The sequence below is a fragment of the Streptomyces sp. NPDC001634 genome, from assembly GCF_040298185.1.
GTDB lineage: Bacteria > Actinomycetota > Actinomycetes > Streptomycetales > Streptomycetaceae > Streptomyces.
Genome location: NZ_JBEOZU010000149.1, coordinates 1 through 14,233 on the forward strand (window position 1 = coordinate 1; position 14,233 = coordinate 14,233).

A 14,233-nucleotide genomic window follows, 5' to 3' on the forward strand; every position below is an offset into this window, starting at 1 on the left:
GAGATCCTGAAATCTCTCGCCGACTACCTCACCAAAATCAGTCCGCCAAACAGGTAGCAACTTACCCGTGTGATTTGCGGCGCACGACACTAGTGTGATGCGCCAGAAATCCTGATGGTTAGTAAGTACCCTGTTGTCATGTCGCATTCGGGGCCTTCTGCTGTGGCGATCGTGTTGTCCGAGGCGGAGCGCGCCGAGTTGGTGCGCCGCACGAAAATGCCGCACCGGCGCTCGGCTGAGAAGGCCCGTATCATCCTGGCGTGTGCTGACGGCATGTCAAACGCGGGTGTCGCACGGCTCGTCGGTGTCCAGGCCAAGACGGTCGGCAAGTGGCGTCGGGCATTCGCCGCAGAGCGGATGGCTGGACTTGAGGACGCCGGCTGGATCGGCCGGCCGAAGGCCGACCTGATCCTCGACGATGCTGAGCGCAGACAGCTGCAGCAGTGGGCGCGGCAGGCCAAGACCGCCCAGTTCCTCGCGTTGCGGGCCAAGATCGTGCTGCGCTGCGCGGAGGGCGGGACGAACCAGCAGGCTGCGGCCGACCTCGGCATCGACAGGTCGACCGTGGACCGCTGGCGGGCCCGGTTCATCGCAAAACGCCTCGATGGTCTGCATGACGAGCCGCGCTCGGGCCGGCCGCCTTCGATCCTCCTCGACCAGGTCGAGGAGGTCGTCGTGGCCACCCTGGAGTCGCTCCCTGGACAGGACACGCACTGGTCACGGGCCTCGATGGCCCAGCGCACCGGCCTGTCGAAGTCGACGATCGGGCGAATCTGGAAGCGGTTCGACCTCAAGCCCCACCTGCAGGACTCCTTCAAACTGTCCACCGATCCGCAGTTCGTCGCCAAGGTCGTCGACGTTGTCGGCCTGTACCACCACCCGCCCGAGAAGGCGGTCGTGCTCTGCGTGGACGAGAAGAGCCAGATCCAGGCGCTGGACCGGTCCCAGCCAGTGCTGCCGATGATGCCGGGCATGCCCGAACGCCGCACCCACGACTATCTGAGGCACGGCATCACCAGCCTGTTCGCCGCCTTCAACATCGCCGACGGCACCGTCATATCGGCACTGCACCGCCGCCACCGGGCGATCGAGTTCAAGAAGTTCCTGATCCGGATCGACAAGGCCGTGCCCGCCGGACTCGACGTGCACCTCGTCTGTGACAACTACGCCACCCACAACACCACCGAGATCAGGACGTGGCTCGGCAAGCACTCCCGCTTCCACGTCCATTTCACCCCCACCGGCTCCTCTTGGATGAACCAGGTGGAGCGGTGGTTCGGCCTGCTGACCGACAAGCTCATCCGCCGCGGCGTCCACACCTCCGTGAAGGCACTGGAGGACGACATCACTGCGTGGATCAACACCTGGAACGAGAACCCGCGGCCCTTCACTTGGACCAAGACAGCCGACGAGATCCTCAACTCCCTCGCCGACTACCTCACCAAGGTCGGACCCACCGGCCAGAAAACAGAGCAGAACTAACCCTCAGGATTTCTGGCGCATCACACTAGCGTCGCCGTGGCCGGGCTGGCTGGCTGGCTGGCTGGCTGGGGATCGGGCTCACTCAGTCGAGCTATTCCGCGCTCGCATCGCCTGCGAGAGCATCGACTGGGACCCGCGGGCGCCGCCGGGCGCTCGCGGGCCACGACCTCGCCTGCCGGTGCCGCTTCGGGAGCCGGGCCGACCAGGCTACTGCCAGACCCCTGTACTGCTGGGCACCGCAAGCGACCCGACCGAGGAGCCCCACGCCACATGACCGACCTGTACATCGACACCGAGTTCCTGGAGAACGGCTCGACGATCCGTCTGATCTCCATTGCCATCGTCGCGGCGGGCGGGGAGGAGTATTACGCCGTGATCGACGATCCCGAGCTGATCGGCGACGCCCTCGCGCACCCGTGGCTGCGCCAGCACGTCACCCCGTCGCTGCCAATCACGGCCTCGCACCGCGACACCGGGAGCGCCCTGCGGTTGGACTGTCCTGATCCGTCGAAGGCGTTGGCCGGGGGATGGTCTTGGAACAAGGAGCGCCCGGACCACCAGTACGTGAAGCCGCCTCCGCGGGTCGCGACCGAGGTCAAGCAGTTCATCTGCTCCTTCCCCGACCCCAAGCTGTGGGCCTGGTACGCGTCTTACGACCACGTGGCCCTGGTGCAGCTGTTCGATCGGCTCTCCGACATGCCGGCCGGAATCCCGATGTGGACGAATGACCTCAGGCAGGAGTGCGAGCGCCTCGGCAATCCGAGTCTGCCGGAGCAGCCAGAAGGTGAGCACAACGCGCTCGCGGATGCCCGGCACAACCTGGTGCGGGCGCGGGCGCTGGCTAAAGTGGCGGCACGGCGGTGACCTGGAAGGATCAAGTTACCCCCCGTAGCAGCGGGCAAGCCGGTAGAAGGCGTTCTGCCGGGCGTGCGTGCGCTCGACATGCCAGCGCTGACTGGCCTGGACCGGCGCCTTATCGCCCTTGTGCGCGATGCTGGCGTGCAGGTTGCGGGAGGTGAGTTCGGTGCGGGTCTTGTCCGAGTCGTAGCCGGCGTCCAGATGGACGGTGATGTCGTCGGGCAGCGGCCCGAGGTCGTCCAGCAGGTCCAAGGTCGGGGCGAGCAGCGGGGAGTCGTGGCGGTTCGCCCCGGCCAGGACCCGGCCGAGCGGGATTCCGTAACCATCCGTCATGCCCGAGCGTTTCAGCCACTGTTTGCCGCGGTCGACCGGTGAGCGCCCGGCGACTTCTCCGCCGCCGGGGGCCTTTGTGATCGAGCCGTCGATGGCGATCTGGTCGAGCACGAGCCCGACGATGCGGTCGTAGGACTCCAGCGCGACCTGCTTGAGCCGGGCGAAGAGGCCGAGCCTGATCCACTCGTCGCGGCGGTTGCGGATGGTGGTCGCCGAACAGGTCGTGTCGGCGATCGCCTGGTAGGAGCAGCCGAACCGCAGCAGCTTGTCGAACACGATCCGGTCGCTGATCCGGGGCCGGTGGCAGCCCAGCGGGTGGGACGGATCGACCGTCGGGCGCTCGGGCAGCGGCGCCGAGAATTGGCCCCGGGAGCGGGTCGGTCAGCCATGATGGCAGCACGGGCACAGGTCCCCCAGTGATCACAGAGCGTCGCAGCTCCATGATCACCCGAACCTGTGCCCGCCTTGCTGCCGAGGCTCCCCACGCCACCTATCTGCGCGAGCTCTAAGGCATTAAATCCCGTCCGCACCGGTGGCCGGACGCAGGCCGATGAGGCCGTCACCTCCGTCCACTGCTTGCCGGCTAGGCCGTTTCTGATGGCTCTTGCTGGGCTGGGTGGATCAGCTCTTGGGCTGGGCAGGTGCGTGTCATGGTGCGGCGACACTAGCTCACGGACGCGCAGTGGCAGAAGTTCGAGCCGTTACTGCCCGCGAACGGCAAGCCTGGCGGGCAGTGGTCCGATCACCGCAAAGTGATCAACGGAGTGCTGTTCCAGGAGGTCGGCGCCGCCGATCCCGACGGGGCCCTGGCCAAGGCGGTAGGAGCGGGGAGCGCGCAGCGCAGGCGCGAATGCATCGGCTCCACCTCCTGCCGGGCACATCTGCATGCGGCTGGGGCTCGGCGTCGGCCGCCACGCGACTACCCGCAAAAGGGGGCGGTGCGCGTGTGGAAGCGGATGGGCGGGAGGCACTGGGGCGCTCACGGGGCGGACTGACCAGCAATATCCACCTGCTGCGCCCGATGAGCCGAGTGAAACCGCTTGGCTCGGTCGACGACCTGTGTGTTGTTCAGTGGCCGATGCTGTCCAGTTCAGCCACGTCCTCGTCGGAGAGGGAAAGCCCGGCGCCTGCAATGTTCTCGCGCAGGTGGGCGGTTGACGAGGTACCAGGGATGAGCAGGATGTTCGGCGAGCGTTGCATCAGCCAGGCCAGCGCGACCGACATCGGCGTCGCCTCCAGCCGGCTCGCGACCTGCGAGAGGGCTTCGGACTGCAGCGGCGTGAAGCCTCCCAGGGGGAAGAACGGCACGTAGGCGATGCCGTCGGCGGCGAGGTGGTCCACGAGGTCGTCGTCGTGGCGGTGGGCGAGGTTGTACATGTTCTGCACGCACACGATCGGGGCGATGCCGCGTGCCTCGGCAATCTGCTCCGCGGTGACGTTGCTGACGCCGAGGTGACGGATCAAGCCCTCTCGCTGGAGGTCGACGAGCGTTTCGAATGCTTCGGTGATCGAGTCGGGCTGGGGGCCCTCAGCGTCGCCCATACGCATGTTGACCAGGTCAAGCGCCTCGACGCCGAGGGATTCGAGGTTCTCGTGGACCTGCTTGCGCAGGTCTTCGGGGCGCCGGGCCGTGGGCCAGCCGCCCTGCGCGTCGCGGGTCGCGCCCACCTTGGTGGCGATGAACAGAGACTCCGGGTAGGGGTGCAGCGCTTCGCGGATCAGCTCATTCGTGATGCGTGGTCCGTAGGCGTCGCTGGTGTCGATGTGGGTGATCCCGAGGCTGACTGCCTCGCGCAGGACGGCCAGGGCGCCGTCGTGGTCAGCGGGCGGCCCCATGACCCACGGTCCGGCGAGCTGCATCGCGCCATAGCCGAATCGGGTGACGGTCGAGTCACCGAGCGTCCAGGTTCCGCCGGGAAGAGGTGTGGAGGGCGTGTTCATCGTAATGCCTTTCACTTATTGCCAGGGGTGGTGTCTCCGGCCCCCTTGCACCAGCATTGGAGACAAACTTCCCATCGGGAAGTAGGCACTCTGAAGTGCCTAACTAACCCAGAGGGTGCGAGGCGTGATCAATGGCGACGACGAAGGCCGACAAGAAGGCGGAGTACAACGCGTTTCTGGCGGTGTGCCCCAGCCGTCAGCTCCTCGACCGGATCTCAGACAAGTGGGTCGTCCTGATCCTGTGCGCACTGGGCGGTGACGCGTCCGAACAGCCCGGCGCATCGCACGCCCCGACGGCGATGCGCTTCTCCGAACTCGCCCGGCTACTGGCCGGCGTCAGCCAGAAGATGCTGACCCAGACCCTACGAGCCCTCGAACGCGACGGCTTGCTCACCCGCACCGCGACACCCACGGTCCCCGTCACCGTCACCTACGAGCTGACCGACCTCGGCCTCTCACTTCACCATCTGACACGCGGGCTCAGACAGTGGGCGCAGACCCACATGGGCCAAGTCATCGCTAACCGCGAGAAGCACGACGCACGAGCTTCCTAGCGTGGACGGCGTTCTCCGTCTCTGCTGCGGGCTTAGATGAACCTGACCTTGCGTGACGTGCAGTGGACGCGGATCGAGCCGCTGTTCCGGGACCGGACGCTGCGACCGGGCTGAGGCCGGAACGACGAGCGGCTGATCCAAACGAAACCGCCTGGTTGATGCGGGCCATGAGGTTTCTCCGCGGTACTTCGCGCCGCCCACCACCTCGCCAGGGCCTTGCGCACAGCGCCGTCGGCCCTGACCACCTGTGCGCCTGCCTAGCGGACCCGGTTCGCCATGTCCTCGATCGTCTTGATGACGACGTCGGGCCGGTCGATCGGGATGTCGTGAGAGCTGCGATCCGCCACGACCAGGCGGCGGTTGGGTGCTGCGCTGACGAACTCCTGCTGGGCTTGTCGCCACAGTTGGGCGTCGACGGGTGTGGGGAAGGGAGTCTTGGCGGACACGATCGCGGTGGCGGGCACGCTCTGGGGCCAGGACAGCTTGTGGTAGGCGCGGTGTACGGGCCCGTAGTGGTCGGCCTCGGCGAGGAGCTGGCGGGTCGCCCGGGTCTGCGGGTGCTTCTTGAGCGCTGCGATCTGCTGCTCGTTCGCGGCAACCAGCTTGGCGGCCTCGCCGTCGGTGTAGAACTCGGGGAGGCTGGCGACCACGAGGACGGCGCCGGTGATCCAGCGCGGGTGCGGCCTGACGAAGTATGTCGCGATCTCCCCGGCGAGGGAGTGGGAGACCAGGACCACGTTCTTGGTGACTCCCAGCTGCGTCAGGCCGGCCGCGAGGTCGGAGGCGGCGTTCTGTGCCCTCCATGGCCCGGGTACGTCGCTGCTCCTGCCTTCCCCGGTGCGGTCGTAGGTGATGATCTCGGACCCGGTCTGCTTCGCGAGGACGGGCACGATCTTCTTCCAGTACGACGCGTCGAGACCTCCGCCGGCGTCGAGGACGATGGCCGGGCCGTGGCCAGGCGTCACGTAGAACGCCAGCTTGTGACCGTGGTTGGTGATCATGTGCAGTGAGGGCTGGGCGACGGTCGTTGCCGTTGGGGACGCCGAGGATGCCGTTGCACTGGTTCGGGACACGGTTGTAGCCGGTTGCGCGTTCTTTGCAGTGGCTGCGTCGCAGGCGGTGAGGCCACAGGCGGCGACTGCGATGGAGGCCAGGGCGAGCGTCGCGTGCCGTCGTCACCGACGCCGTGCGGTGGCTGGGCATGGGGGTTCCTTCCGCGAGAGTGGAGGAGGAGGTTCAGGCCGACCGTCGGCGACTGTCGGCGGTCACGTAATTCGGCTCTGTCGCGGATCTTGTGACGACACCCGCCTGAACTGGGCATCTACCAGGTGTGCGGTTCAGGAGGTTTGGGGCGGTTGCTACCGCATTTAGCAGGTGTGGTGGTCGAGTCGATCGAGCGTGCGGCCGGAACGGTCACGTTCTGCGCTCACTCCGCAGTGCCGACGGCGAGGTGCCCAAGATGCGGGGTGGTGTCGTGGCGTGTGCACGGCCGGTACGCGCGCCGGCTCGCTGACGCGCCCGTCGGCGGAGCCCCGGCTGTGATCGAACTCGTGGTGCGCCGGTTCAAGTGCCTCAATTCGCAGTGTCCGGCAGTGACGTTCGCCGAGCAGATCGAAGGACTGACCAGCCCGCATGCCCGGTACACGCCGCTGCTGCGCACGCTGCTCACCTCGATCGCCGCGTGTCTGGCGGGTCGGCCGGGTGCGCGGCTCGCAGCCATGCTGAGCATCCGCGTCGCCAAGGACAAGCTCCTTGAACTCCTCCGCGGATTACCGGAGTTACCACAGATCAACGTGCGGGTCCTCGGGGTCGACGACTTCGCGTTGCGCAAGGGCGAGTCCTACGCCACGATCCTGGTGGACCTGGAAACGCGGCGCCCGGCCGACGTGCTGCCCGGCCGGGATGCCGAGCCGCTGGCCACCTTGCTGCGTGACCATCCCGAGGTTGAAGTGATCTGCCGCGACCGAGGCCCTCCCCGCATGGATGGACCGGGTCAAGGCCGACGACCTGCCCGCCCTGCACTCACTGGTCAACGGCTTCCACCGCGACCTCGACGCCGTCACCGCCGCCTTCGCCACCTCCTGGAGCTCTGGCCAGGTCGAAGGTCATGTCACGAGAGCCAAGCTCCTCAAGCGCATGGGCTTCGGCCGCGCGCACCTCCCGCTTCTCCGCAAACGCATCCTTCACAGCACATGACACCGCAGTCGTCACAAGATCCGCGACAGAGCCGAATTACGTGACCGCCGACAAACTGACGGCTCCACCGCCGACTGGCCCTGCCACGGCGAAGTCATCCTCAACCTCCCCGCCCAGGCCGTGGCCCCCTTCGAGCATGACCGAATCGTCGAAGAACTCGGCCCCGACCGCTGCCGCCTCACCCTCGGCTCCTGGTCATGGACCAGCCTCGCCGCCGCCATCGGCCGCTTCGACACCGGCATCCAAGTCATCGGCCCACCCCAACTGGCCACTGCGTTCGCCGAACTCGCCACGCCCTACGCCAACGCCGCACGGCCGTCATCGACCCTGCCGACGACACCTACCGGCGGCTGATGCACAAGCAGCTCACCGTCCAGGAGTCGAGCCGGAAGCTGCCACGCGACATCTGCCATGGCAAGAAGGGCACCATCCACCAGGCATACCGGGATGGGATGGAAGACAACTCGGCGCGCTCGGCCTGGCCCTGAACGCCATGGTGCTCTGCACGACGCTGGGGCCCCTGTCGGCCGCATATCGCCACCCCGCCACAGCACGGCATGAAAGAAGCGACGCGATGATCGCCACCGACCCCTTCGCCCGGCTCCCCGAGGCGGCTTCCCTTCACCGTCATCAGCGCCACCGTCACTGACGGCGCGGCCGGATCGCCCGAGCAGTTCTCCGGGATCTTCGGCGTCCCGGGCGGGAAGGATGTCTCCCCGTAGCTTTCCTGGAGCGGTGCCCTGGAAGGCACCAAGAGCTACGCCGTCACCGTCTACGACCCCGACGCCCCCACCGGGTCGGGGTTCTGGCACTGGGCGGTCGCCGACATCCCCGCCATCGTCACCGCTCCGCCCGAGGGCGTCGGTGACGACACCGGCTCGGGTCTGCCCGAGGGTGCCTTCCAGCTGCCCCACGACGCCCGCGCCGCCCGTTTCATCGGCGCCGCCTTGTCGGCCGGGTACCGGAGCACGGTCTGCGAGCTTCTCCACGTTCGGCTTCGCCCGCTCGCCGACCCGCCCGTCAGCTGGCCGATCCAGCTGCCCGACAGTGCCTGAGCCCGGTTCACGGGGCTGGGCACCGGTATCTGGGGGCGAGTTCGGCATGGTTGCCCTGGAGCAGCAGGGTGGGTTCGGTGTCTGTCCAGCGTCGGATCACGTCGCGGTCCTCGATGCCGGGAACGCACAGCACTTCGCCCTGCCGGTGGGCCGTGAGCAGGGATTGGGCGACGTCGGGGGCGGGCATGGCCCGCGGGTCGCCCTGGTTGGCGCCGCCGGACCATTCCGTGTCGACCAGGCCCGGGCACACGACGGTGGCACTCACCCCGGTCTCGCGCAGTTCGCCTGCGAGGCTTCGGGTGAAGCCCACGACGGCGGACTTCGCGGCCACGTAGAGGGTGCGCGGGAAGCCCATGTCGAGGCCGGCGCTGAAGGCCAGCAGGGAAGCGACGGTGATGATGCCGCCGGAGCCCGTGTGCAGCATCGCCGGGAGTACCGCCCGGGTGAGGGTGATGTGCGCTGTGGCGTTGAGCCTCCACAGGTGGTCGACGTCGTCGGGGGTGAGGTCGGCCAGCGGCGTGTAAGCGCTGGTACCGGCGTTGGAGACCAGCAGGTCCACCGGGCCGTCCTGGGCGCGGTCCGCCACGGTGCGCAGGCCCTGATGGTCGGCCAGGTCAGCGGCCAGGATTTCGACTCGGCTTCCCGCCTGGCGCAAGGACTCGGCCTCGGCGGCCAGTTGGTCCTCGCGGCGGGCCACCAGGATCAGGTCGTAGCCCTGTGCTGCGAGCAGCCGGGCTGTGGCGGCGCCGATGCCGCTGCTGGCTCCGGTGACCAGCGCGGTGGGCCGGCCGATCATGCCACGACCTGCGTCGGCGAGGCGGCCGGGTCCAGACGGTCGCGCAGGAAGGCCGCGGCGCGGTCGAGTGCCGCGGCAGCCTCGTCCAGGACGGCGGCGAACGCCTGGAAGACGTGCGGTGCCCCGGCCACGACGTCGAGGATGACGTCGACGTCGCTGTCGGCGGCACGCGCGGCCAGGCGCACCGCGTCGTCGAGCAGGACCTCGTGGCTGCCAGCCTGGACGAGCATCGGCGGCAGGCCGCGCAGGTCGGCGAGGGCAGGGCTGGCCAGCTCGCCGCGCGGGTCGACGTCGCCCAGGTAGTCCGCGGCTCGAACGCGCAGGGCGGTGGCGGTCATCGACGGGTCGACCTCGGCCTTGGACTCCAGGCTGCGGCCGGACTGGGTCAGATCCACCCACGGTGACAGCAGCAGGGCCGCGGCGGGTTGCGGCAGCCCTGCGCGCCGGGCGGCCAGCAGGGTTGCCATCGCCAGACCGGCCCCGGCCGACTCCCCCGCGACCGCGATCCGCAACGGCTCGCCTCCGGCGTCCAGCAATGCACGGTAGGCCGTGAGGGCGTCGTCGACGGCAGCCGGGTAGCGGTGCTCGGGGGTGAGCCGGTAGTCGACGGAGATGACCTCGGCGGCGGTGCGGCGAGCGAGGTTGGCGACCAGGTTGAGGCTGGTCTCCGGGGAGCCGACGGCGTAGCAGCCGCCGTGGAAGTGCACGATGGTGGCGGCTGGGACCGTCCCCTCGATACGCACCCGCAGTGCGGGGACTCCGCCGAGTGCGGTCGGCTCGGTTTGCACGTCGGCGGGTACCGGAGCGGCGGTGAGCATGGCGCGGTACACCGGACGCATCTTCAGCGGATCCTGTGCCAGGTCGAGCGACGCGCCGCGCAGCAGGGCAGTGACCTTGTCCATCTGGATGGTGCTCATGGCTGTCGTCCTCAGTGTTGGAAGCCAGAGTTCGTTAGAGCTAAGATCTTAAGAACTATGAACCATGACGGCAAGGCATTGAGGAGCGGATCGGTGAACAACGAGGACTTCCTGCGGCTTGTGGTGCGCGCCCAGATCCAGCTGTGGAACGAAGCAGACACCGCCCTGCGCACGACCCATGACCTGCCGCTCGCCCACTACCTGCCGATGCGCGTCATCGCCCAGACCCCCCACTGCCGTGTCCAGGACATCGCCGACCAACTCGCCATCACCAGCGGCGGTGCCAGCCAAGCCGTGGACCGGATCGAAAAGGCCGGCCACGTCCAGCGCCAGCCTCACCCCACCAACCGGCGCTCCTCCATCGTGGAACTCACCGCACAGGGACGCGCGCTCCTGGACGCCGCCGCCACCACCCTCGACCAGGAGATCGAACACCGCCTGGCCTCGCTGTCGCCGGCCGCCCGCAACCAGATCACCGACAGCCTCACCACGCTGCTCACCGAGCACCGATGAAGCTGACCCCACAGATCCCGCGCCAGGTCCGGTACCGACCCGGTCTCGTCGAAGGAAGCCTCACAGGCACCGGACTCACCGCTTGATCGGCAAGAGTTGTCTGGACGAGCGGAGGTGCTTGCAGCCATGCAGACTCGGCTAAGGGCTGGGATCAGAATGAGGTGTTCGCGGCTGGGGGAATGACGGGCTGTCAGTTCGTTGTGCGTGCCAGGCAGGGGGCGGGTGCGGCCGAGACGCGTGGTGGGAGCAAGCCGTGGCTGGTCCAGGACGGGCTGTGGGAGCGAATCGAGCCGCTGCTGCCGGTGGTCGAGCGGTGTTTTCGGTATCCGGGGCGGCGGCGGATCGATGACCGCCGGGTGCTGTGCGGGATCCAGTTCGTGCTGTACACCGGCATCGCGTGGCGGCACCTGCCGCAGGAGTTCGGCTTCGGCTCGGGGATGAGCTGCTGGCGGCGGCTGCGGGACTGGAACGAGGCCGGGGTGTCGCAGCGCCTGCACGAGTTGCTGCGCGCCGAACTACGTTCGGCCGGGATGCTGCACTTCTCCCGGGCCGCCGTCGGCACTTCGCACGTACGCGCACTGATACGCGCGCTGAAGGGCGGGCCGGCCACCGGACGCTCCCCGGTGGACCGGGGCAAGACCGGCAGCAGGCACCACGTGATTGTCGAGGCACATGGCATCCCTCTGGCGGTGACCTTGACCGGCGGAAACCGCAACGACGTCACCCAGCTGATCCCGCTGATCCAGGCCGTTCCACCGATCCACGGCAGGTGCGGCCAACTGCTGCGTCGTCCCCGGCGCCTCTACGCCGACCGCGGCTACGGCCATGACGTGCACCGTGACCGGGTCCGCCGGTTGGAAATCATCTCAATCATCGCTCGACGCGGCACCGGGCACGGCTCCGGTCTCGGAATCCACCGCTGGGGCGTGGAGGGCGCGCTCGCGTTGCTGTACTGGTTCCGGCGCCTGCGTAGCCGCTGGGAGATTCGCGACGACATCCACCAAGCCTTCGTCACCCTGGGCTGCGCCATCATCTGCTGGCGTCGGCTGAAGACCTCACTGTGATCCCGGTCCTTGGGGCGGGGTGTCGCTGTCGCTGTCGAAGTCGGGTACGTCAGTGAACAGCAGGTGCTCGGCGCCGTGTTCGAAGACCTTGGCCGTCTCGGTGGAGCGGAGGAGCATGGTCTTCTCGTAGGTGCGGATGGCGTCGTCGACGGTGGCGGCGTTGGCAAGGGCGAGGGCGAGTTCGCTGGCGTCGAGCATGGCGAGGTTGACGCCGACGCCGAGCGGGGGCATGAGGTGGGCGGCGTCGCCGAGCAGGGTCACCGTCGGGTTGTGTTCCCAGGTGTGCGGGACCGGGAGGGCGAAGAGCGGGCGGTCGACGTAGGGGCCGTCGTTTTCGGTGATCATCTGGCGCATGCGGGGCGACCAGTGGGCGTACTCGTCGCAGAGCACGGTGCGGATGCCGTGGGTGTCGTTGGTGGTCAGGCCGCTCGCACTGATCCAGTCGACCGGGACCCGTTGGATGATGTAGACGCGGATGTGGTCTCCGCTGTTGCGCTGGGCGAACAGGCCACGCTTGCCGTCGGCTGCGTGGGCGCTTCCCCAACCGACCAGCTCGGCAATATCGGGGTGCCGGTTGTCGACGTCGGAGAACCATGCCTCCAGGAAGCTCACCCCGGTGTACTGGGGGACGGCGGGGGACACGGCCGGGCGTACCCGGGAGAAGGCGCCGTCGGCGCCGATGACCAGATCGGTCTCGATGGTCGTGCCGTCGGCGAAGCGCAACTGCCGCGGCCCGTCGGTGGGCCCGCTGATCGTGTCGAGGGCGCGGCCCCAGTGCACGGTTCCCGGGTGCAGGGAGTCGAGGAGCAGGCTGCGCAGCTGGCCGCGGTCAATTTCCGGTTTGAAGAGCTCGTCGGTCTCCGGGACTTTGTGGAAGGTGATCTGGCCAGTGGGGTCCATCTGGCGCATTTCTTGCCCTTCGGGACGGGCCAGCTGGAAGAACTCGTCGAGCAGGCCGGCTTCGCGCAGGGCGATTTGACCGTTGTCGGCGTGCAGGTCGAGGGTTCCGCCCTGGTTGCGTGCGTCGGGGCTCGGATCGCGGTCGTAGACGGTGACCGCGATGCCGCGCTGCTGGAGGATGCGGGCGCAGGTCAGGCCGCCGGGTCCGGCGCCGATGATGCTGATGCCGGCGCGGGCGGGCTCTGGGGAGTTCATGGTTGTTCCTTTCAGTCGACGAAGAGGGGGCATCGGGCGAGCAGGCCAGGGCGTTCCGGGTCGACCTCGGTCTCGGACGGGCCCCGCAGCGGGGGTGCCCTTGATGAACGAGACGGCGACCAACTGTGCGGCGCAGGTGATCTGCATGCCGGCGAGGATGTGCCGCTCGACTAACAGCCACACCCACAAAAGCAGATCAAATACAAAAGTGCAACGAGTCAACTTTTCTAAGGGTTCGACTATCGGATACGCTCAAGTCATGACCGTTCCCCCCGTCGGCCGCCGCGAACGCAAGAAGGCGGCCACCCGACAGGCGATCGCCGACGCCGCGCTACAGCTCTTCCTGGAGCGCGGTTACGATCAGGTGGGCATCCGTGACATCGCCGACGCCGCCGACGTGTCGACCGCTACGGTGTTCAAGCACTTCAGCGGCAAGGAAGCGCTGGTATTCGACGAGGACGAGGACCGGGAGTCAGAACTGACCGCCGCGGTGCGGCAGCGGGCATCCGGCCAGAGCATCCTCGATGCCCTCCGACAGTACGTCCTCGACACCTGGCTGCCGATCGCGGCGCATCCACAGATGGCCGAGTTCACCAACCTGGTCGACTCAACGCCGGCGCTACGCGAGTACGCCGAACGCATGTGGACCCGGCACACCGACGGCCTCAGTGCAGCCATCGCCGACGAGATCGGCGTGGACCACGACAACCTCGCATGTGCAGCTCTTGCTCGATTCGTACTCCAGATCCCGGTTCTCGCTCGCGGCCGGCAGGACCGCCGGGCCGCCGTCGAGGAAATCTTCGACATCCTCACCCAGGGCTGGGAACCGCCAAGCAAGCCGCCCGCGCCGTAGCGCCTGGGCTGTTTGCTGAGCCCGCCCGCCCCCGCCGCGCGTCTTGGCCGCACCCACCCCTGCCTGGCAACGAGAACTGGCAGCCCGTCATTGACGAGCGGCGAGCGCACCTCATTCTGATCCCAGTCCTGAGCTGGCATCACCGGCAGGCGCCAGCGTTGCTGATATCGGTCCTACTCGTATGCCCAAGCTCGCCCGGTCTGCCGGTACTCCTCCACGGGGATCGGATCGACCCCGGGCAGCATGTGGGCCGTGTAGAGAACTCCGCCGAGGTGGTCGATTTCGTGGTGGATGAGACGGGCTAGTCCGCGTTCGTACTCGGTCGTCGTGGTCTCGCCGGTCAGGGAGGTGGCCTCCACCGTGATCTTCAGTGGACGGGGGACCAAGCCGCGGACGTCGAAGAAGCCACCGGCGCGGTGGCAGAAGTCCTCGGCGGGACGATGCGACACGACCTTGACACGGTCGAGCCCGGCGGCACGGGCCTCGGACTGCATGTGCGCGACGAGCAGTCGTCCA

General features: G+C 68.0%; 12 protein-coding genes and 7 pseudogenes. 12 read left to right on the forward strand and 7 right to left on the reverse strand.

Annotated features, from left to right (window positions below; genetic code table 11):
• The first annotated feature begins 162 nt into the window (after window positions 1-162).
• The gene (locus tag ABT186_RS45375) at window positions 163-1,482 is read left to right on the forward strand and encodes an IS630 family transposase (RefSeq protein WP_351930272.1); all 1,320 of its coding nucleotides are present in this window, start codon (window positions 163-165) and stop codon (window positions 1,480-1,482) included.
• Between the two features lie 270 nt (window positions 1,483-1,752).
• Window positions 1,753-2,346 carry a 3'-5' exoribonuclease domain-containing protein gene (locus ABT186_RS45380; protein ID WP_351930252.1) on the forward strand — a complete coding sequence of 198 codons (594 nt, stop codon included), beginning with the start codon at window positions 1,753-1,755 and terminating at the stop codon, window positions 2,344-2,346.
• Window positions 2,347-2,361: 15 nt separating this feature from the next.
• On the opposite strand, the pseudogene ABT186_RS45385 reads toward ABT186_RS45380, so the two are convergent.
• A pseudogene (locus ABT186_RS45385) lies at window positions 2,362-3,079 on the reverse strand (IS5 family transposase).
• A gap of 274 nt (window positions 3,080-3,353) precedes the next feature.
• On the opposite strand from ABT186_RS45385, the pseudogene ABT186_RS48200 reads away from it, so the two are divergent.
• Window positions 3,354-3,668 (forward strand): annotated as a pseudogene (locus ABT186_RS48200) (hypothetical protein); the annotation flags it as partial.
• A 73-nt stretch (window positions 3,669-3,741) separates the two neighbouring features.
• Here ABT186_RS48200 and ABT186_RS45400 read toward each other — a convergent pair.
• Window positions 3,742-4,614, reverse strand: coding sequence for an aldo/keto reductase family oxidoreductase (locus ABT186_RS45400; RefSeq protein WP_351930254.1), 873 nt, complete (start codon window positions 4,612-4,614; stop codon window positions 3,742-3,744).
• A 131-nt stretch (window positions 4,615-4,745) separates the two neighbouring features.
• Here ABT186_RS45400 and ABT186_RS45405 point away from each other — a divergent pair, with 131 nt between their 5' ends.
• The gene (locus tag ABT186_RS45405; RefSeq protein ID WP_351930256.1) at window positions 4,746-5,168 is read left to right on the forward strand and encodes a winged helix-turn-helix transcriptional regulator; all 423 of its coding nucleotides are present in this window, start codon (window positions 4,746-4,748) and stop codon (window positions 5,166-5,168) included.
• Between the two features lie 257 nt (window positions 5,169-5,425).
• On the opposite strand, the gene ABT186_RS45410 is transcribed toward ABT186_RS45405, so the two are convergent.
• Window positions 5,426-6,169, reverse strand: a complete 744-nt coding sequence (locus ABT186_RS45410; protein WP_351930258.1) for an alpha/beta fold hydrolase — start codon at window positions 6,167-6,169, stop codon at window positions 5,426-5,428.
• Between the two features lie 435 nt (window positions 6,170-6,604).
• On the opposite strand from ABT186_RS45410, the pseudogene ABT186_RS45415 reads away from it, so the two are divergent.
• The 5 pseudogenes from ABT186_RS45415 to ABT186_RS45435 all read left to right on the forward strand — a co-directional run.
• Window positions 6,605-7,064, forward strand: a pseudogene (locus ABT186_RS45415) (transposase family protein); the annotation flags it as partial.
• Window positions 7,065-7,136: 72 nt separating this feature from the next.
• Window positions 7,137-7,364, forward strand: a pseudogene (locus ABT186_RS45420) (transposase); the annotation flags it as partial.
• A gap of 48 nt (window positions 7,365-7,412) precedes the next feature.
• Window positions 7,413-7,718: pseudogene (locus ABT186_RS45425) on the forward strand (transcriptional regulator); the annotation flags it as partial.
• Window positions 7,616-7,947: pseudogene (locus ABT186_RS48205) on the forward strand (Tn3 family transposase); the annotation flags it as partial. The pseudogenes ABT186_RS45425 and ABT186_RS48205, both read left to right, overlap by 103 nt.
• Window positions 7,939-8,326, forward strand: a pseudogene (locus tag ABT186_RS45435) (YbhB/YbcL family Raf kinase inhibitor-like protein); the annotation flags it as partial. The pseudogenes ABT186_RS48205 and ABT186_RS45435, both read left to right, overlap by 9 nt.
• A gap of 100 nt (window positions 8,327-8,426) precedes the next feature.
• On the opposite strand, the gene ABT186_RS45440 reads toward ABT186_RS45435, so the two are convergent.
• Window positions 8,427-9,215, reverse strand: coding sequence for an SDR family NAD(P)-dependent oxidoreductase (locus ABT186_RS45440; protein WP_351930260.1), 789 nt, complete (start codon window positions 9,213-9,215; stop codon window positions 8,427-8,429).
• Window positions 9,212-10,132 carry an alpha/beta hydrolase gene (locus tag ABT186_RS45445; RefSeq protein WP_351930262.1) on the reverse strand — a complete coding sequence of 307 codons (921 nt, stop codon included), beginning with the start codon at window positions 10,130-10,132 and terminating at the stop codon, window positions 9,212-9,214. Before ABT186_RS45445 ends, ABT186_RS45440 begins: the two co-directional genes overlap by 4 nt.
• A 93-nt stretch (window positions 10,133-10,225) precedes the next feature.
• Here ABT186_RS45445 and ABT186_RS45450 point away from each other — a divergent pair, with 93 nt between their 5' ends.
• Entirely contained in the window at window positions 10,226-10,645 is a 420-nt protein-coding gene (locus ABT186_RS45450) for a MarR family winged helix-turn-helix transcriptional regulator (RefSeq protein WP_351930264.1), read from the forward strand.
• 257 nt (window positions 10,646-10,902) lie between these two features.
• On the forward strand, window positions 10,903-11,709 hold the full coding sequence (locus ABT186_RS45455; protein WP_351930274.1) for an IS5 family transposase: 807 nt from the start codon (window positions 10,903-10,905) through the stop codon (window positions 11,707-11,709).
• On the opposite strand, the gene ABT186_RS45460 is transcribed toward ABT186_RS45455, so the two are convergent.
• The gene (locus ABT186_RS45460) at window positions 11,701-12,864 is read right to left on the reverse strand and encodes an FAD-dependent oxidoreductase (protein WP_351930266.1); all 1,164 of its coding nucleotides are present in this window, start codon (window positions 12,862-12,864) and stop codon (window positions 11,701-11,703) included. The two genes, ABT186_RS45455 and ABT186_RS45460, sit on opposite strands and share 9 nt — an antisense overlap.
• Before the next feature lie 259 nt (window positions 12,865-13,123).
• On the opposite strand from ABT186_RS45460, the gene ABT186_RS45465 reads away from it, so the two are divergent.
• The gene (locus ABT186_RS45465; protein ID WP_351930268.1) at window positions 13,124-13,717 is read left to right on the forward strand and encodes a TetR/AcrR family transcriptional regulator; all 594 of its coding nucleotides are present in this window, start codon (window positions 13,124-13,126) and stop codon (window positions 13,715-13,717) included.
• A gap of 173 nt (window positions 13,718-13,890) precedes the next feature.
• Here ABT186_RS45465 and ABT186_RS45470 read toward each other — a convergent pair.
• A partial coding sequence (locus ABT186_RS45470; RefSeq protein ID WP_351930270.1) for a peptide deformylase occupies window positions 13,891-14,233 on the reverse strand: 343 nt, incomplete at its 5' end.

Bases quoted from the DNA above. Each gene is read 5' to 3' on its own strand.
- ABT186_RS45460 (WP_351930266.1), bottom strand. From the start codon at position 12,864: ATGAACTCCCCAGAGCCCGCCCGCGCCGGCATCAGCATCATCGGCGCC.
- ABT186_RS45410 (WP_351930258.1), bottom strand. From the start codon at position 6,169: ATGATCACCAACCACGGTCACAAGCTGGCGTTCTACGTGACGCCTGGC.
- ABT186_RS45405 (WP_351930256.1), top strand. From the start codon at position 4,746: ATGGCGACGACGAAGGCCGACAAGAAGGCGGAGTACAACGCGTTTCTG.
- ABT186_RS45380 (WP_351930252.1), top strand. From the start codon at position 1,753: ATGACCGACCTGTACATCGACACCGAGTTCCTGGAGAACGGCTCGACG.
- ABT186_RS45440 (WP_351930260.1), bottom strand. From the start codon at position 9,215: ATGATCGGCCGGCCCACCGCGCTGGTCACCGGAGCCAGCAGCGGCATC.
- ABT186_RS45400 (WP_351930254.1), bottom strand. From the start codon at position 4,614: ATGAACACGCCCTCCACACCTCTTCCCGGCGGAACCTGGACGCTCGGT.
- ABT186_RS45465 (WP_351930268.1), top strand. From the start codon at position 13,124: ATGACCGTTCCCCCCGTCGGCCGCCGCGAACGCAAGAAGGCGGCCACC.
- ABT186_RS45445 (WP_351930262.1), bottom strand. From the start codon at position 10,132: ATGAGCACCATCCAGATGGACAAGGTCACTGCCCTGCTGCGCGGCGCG.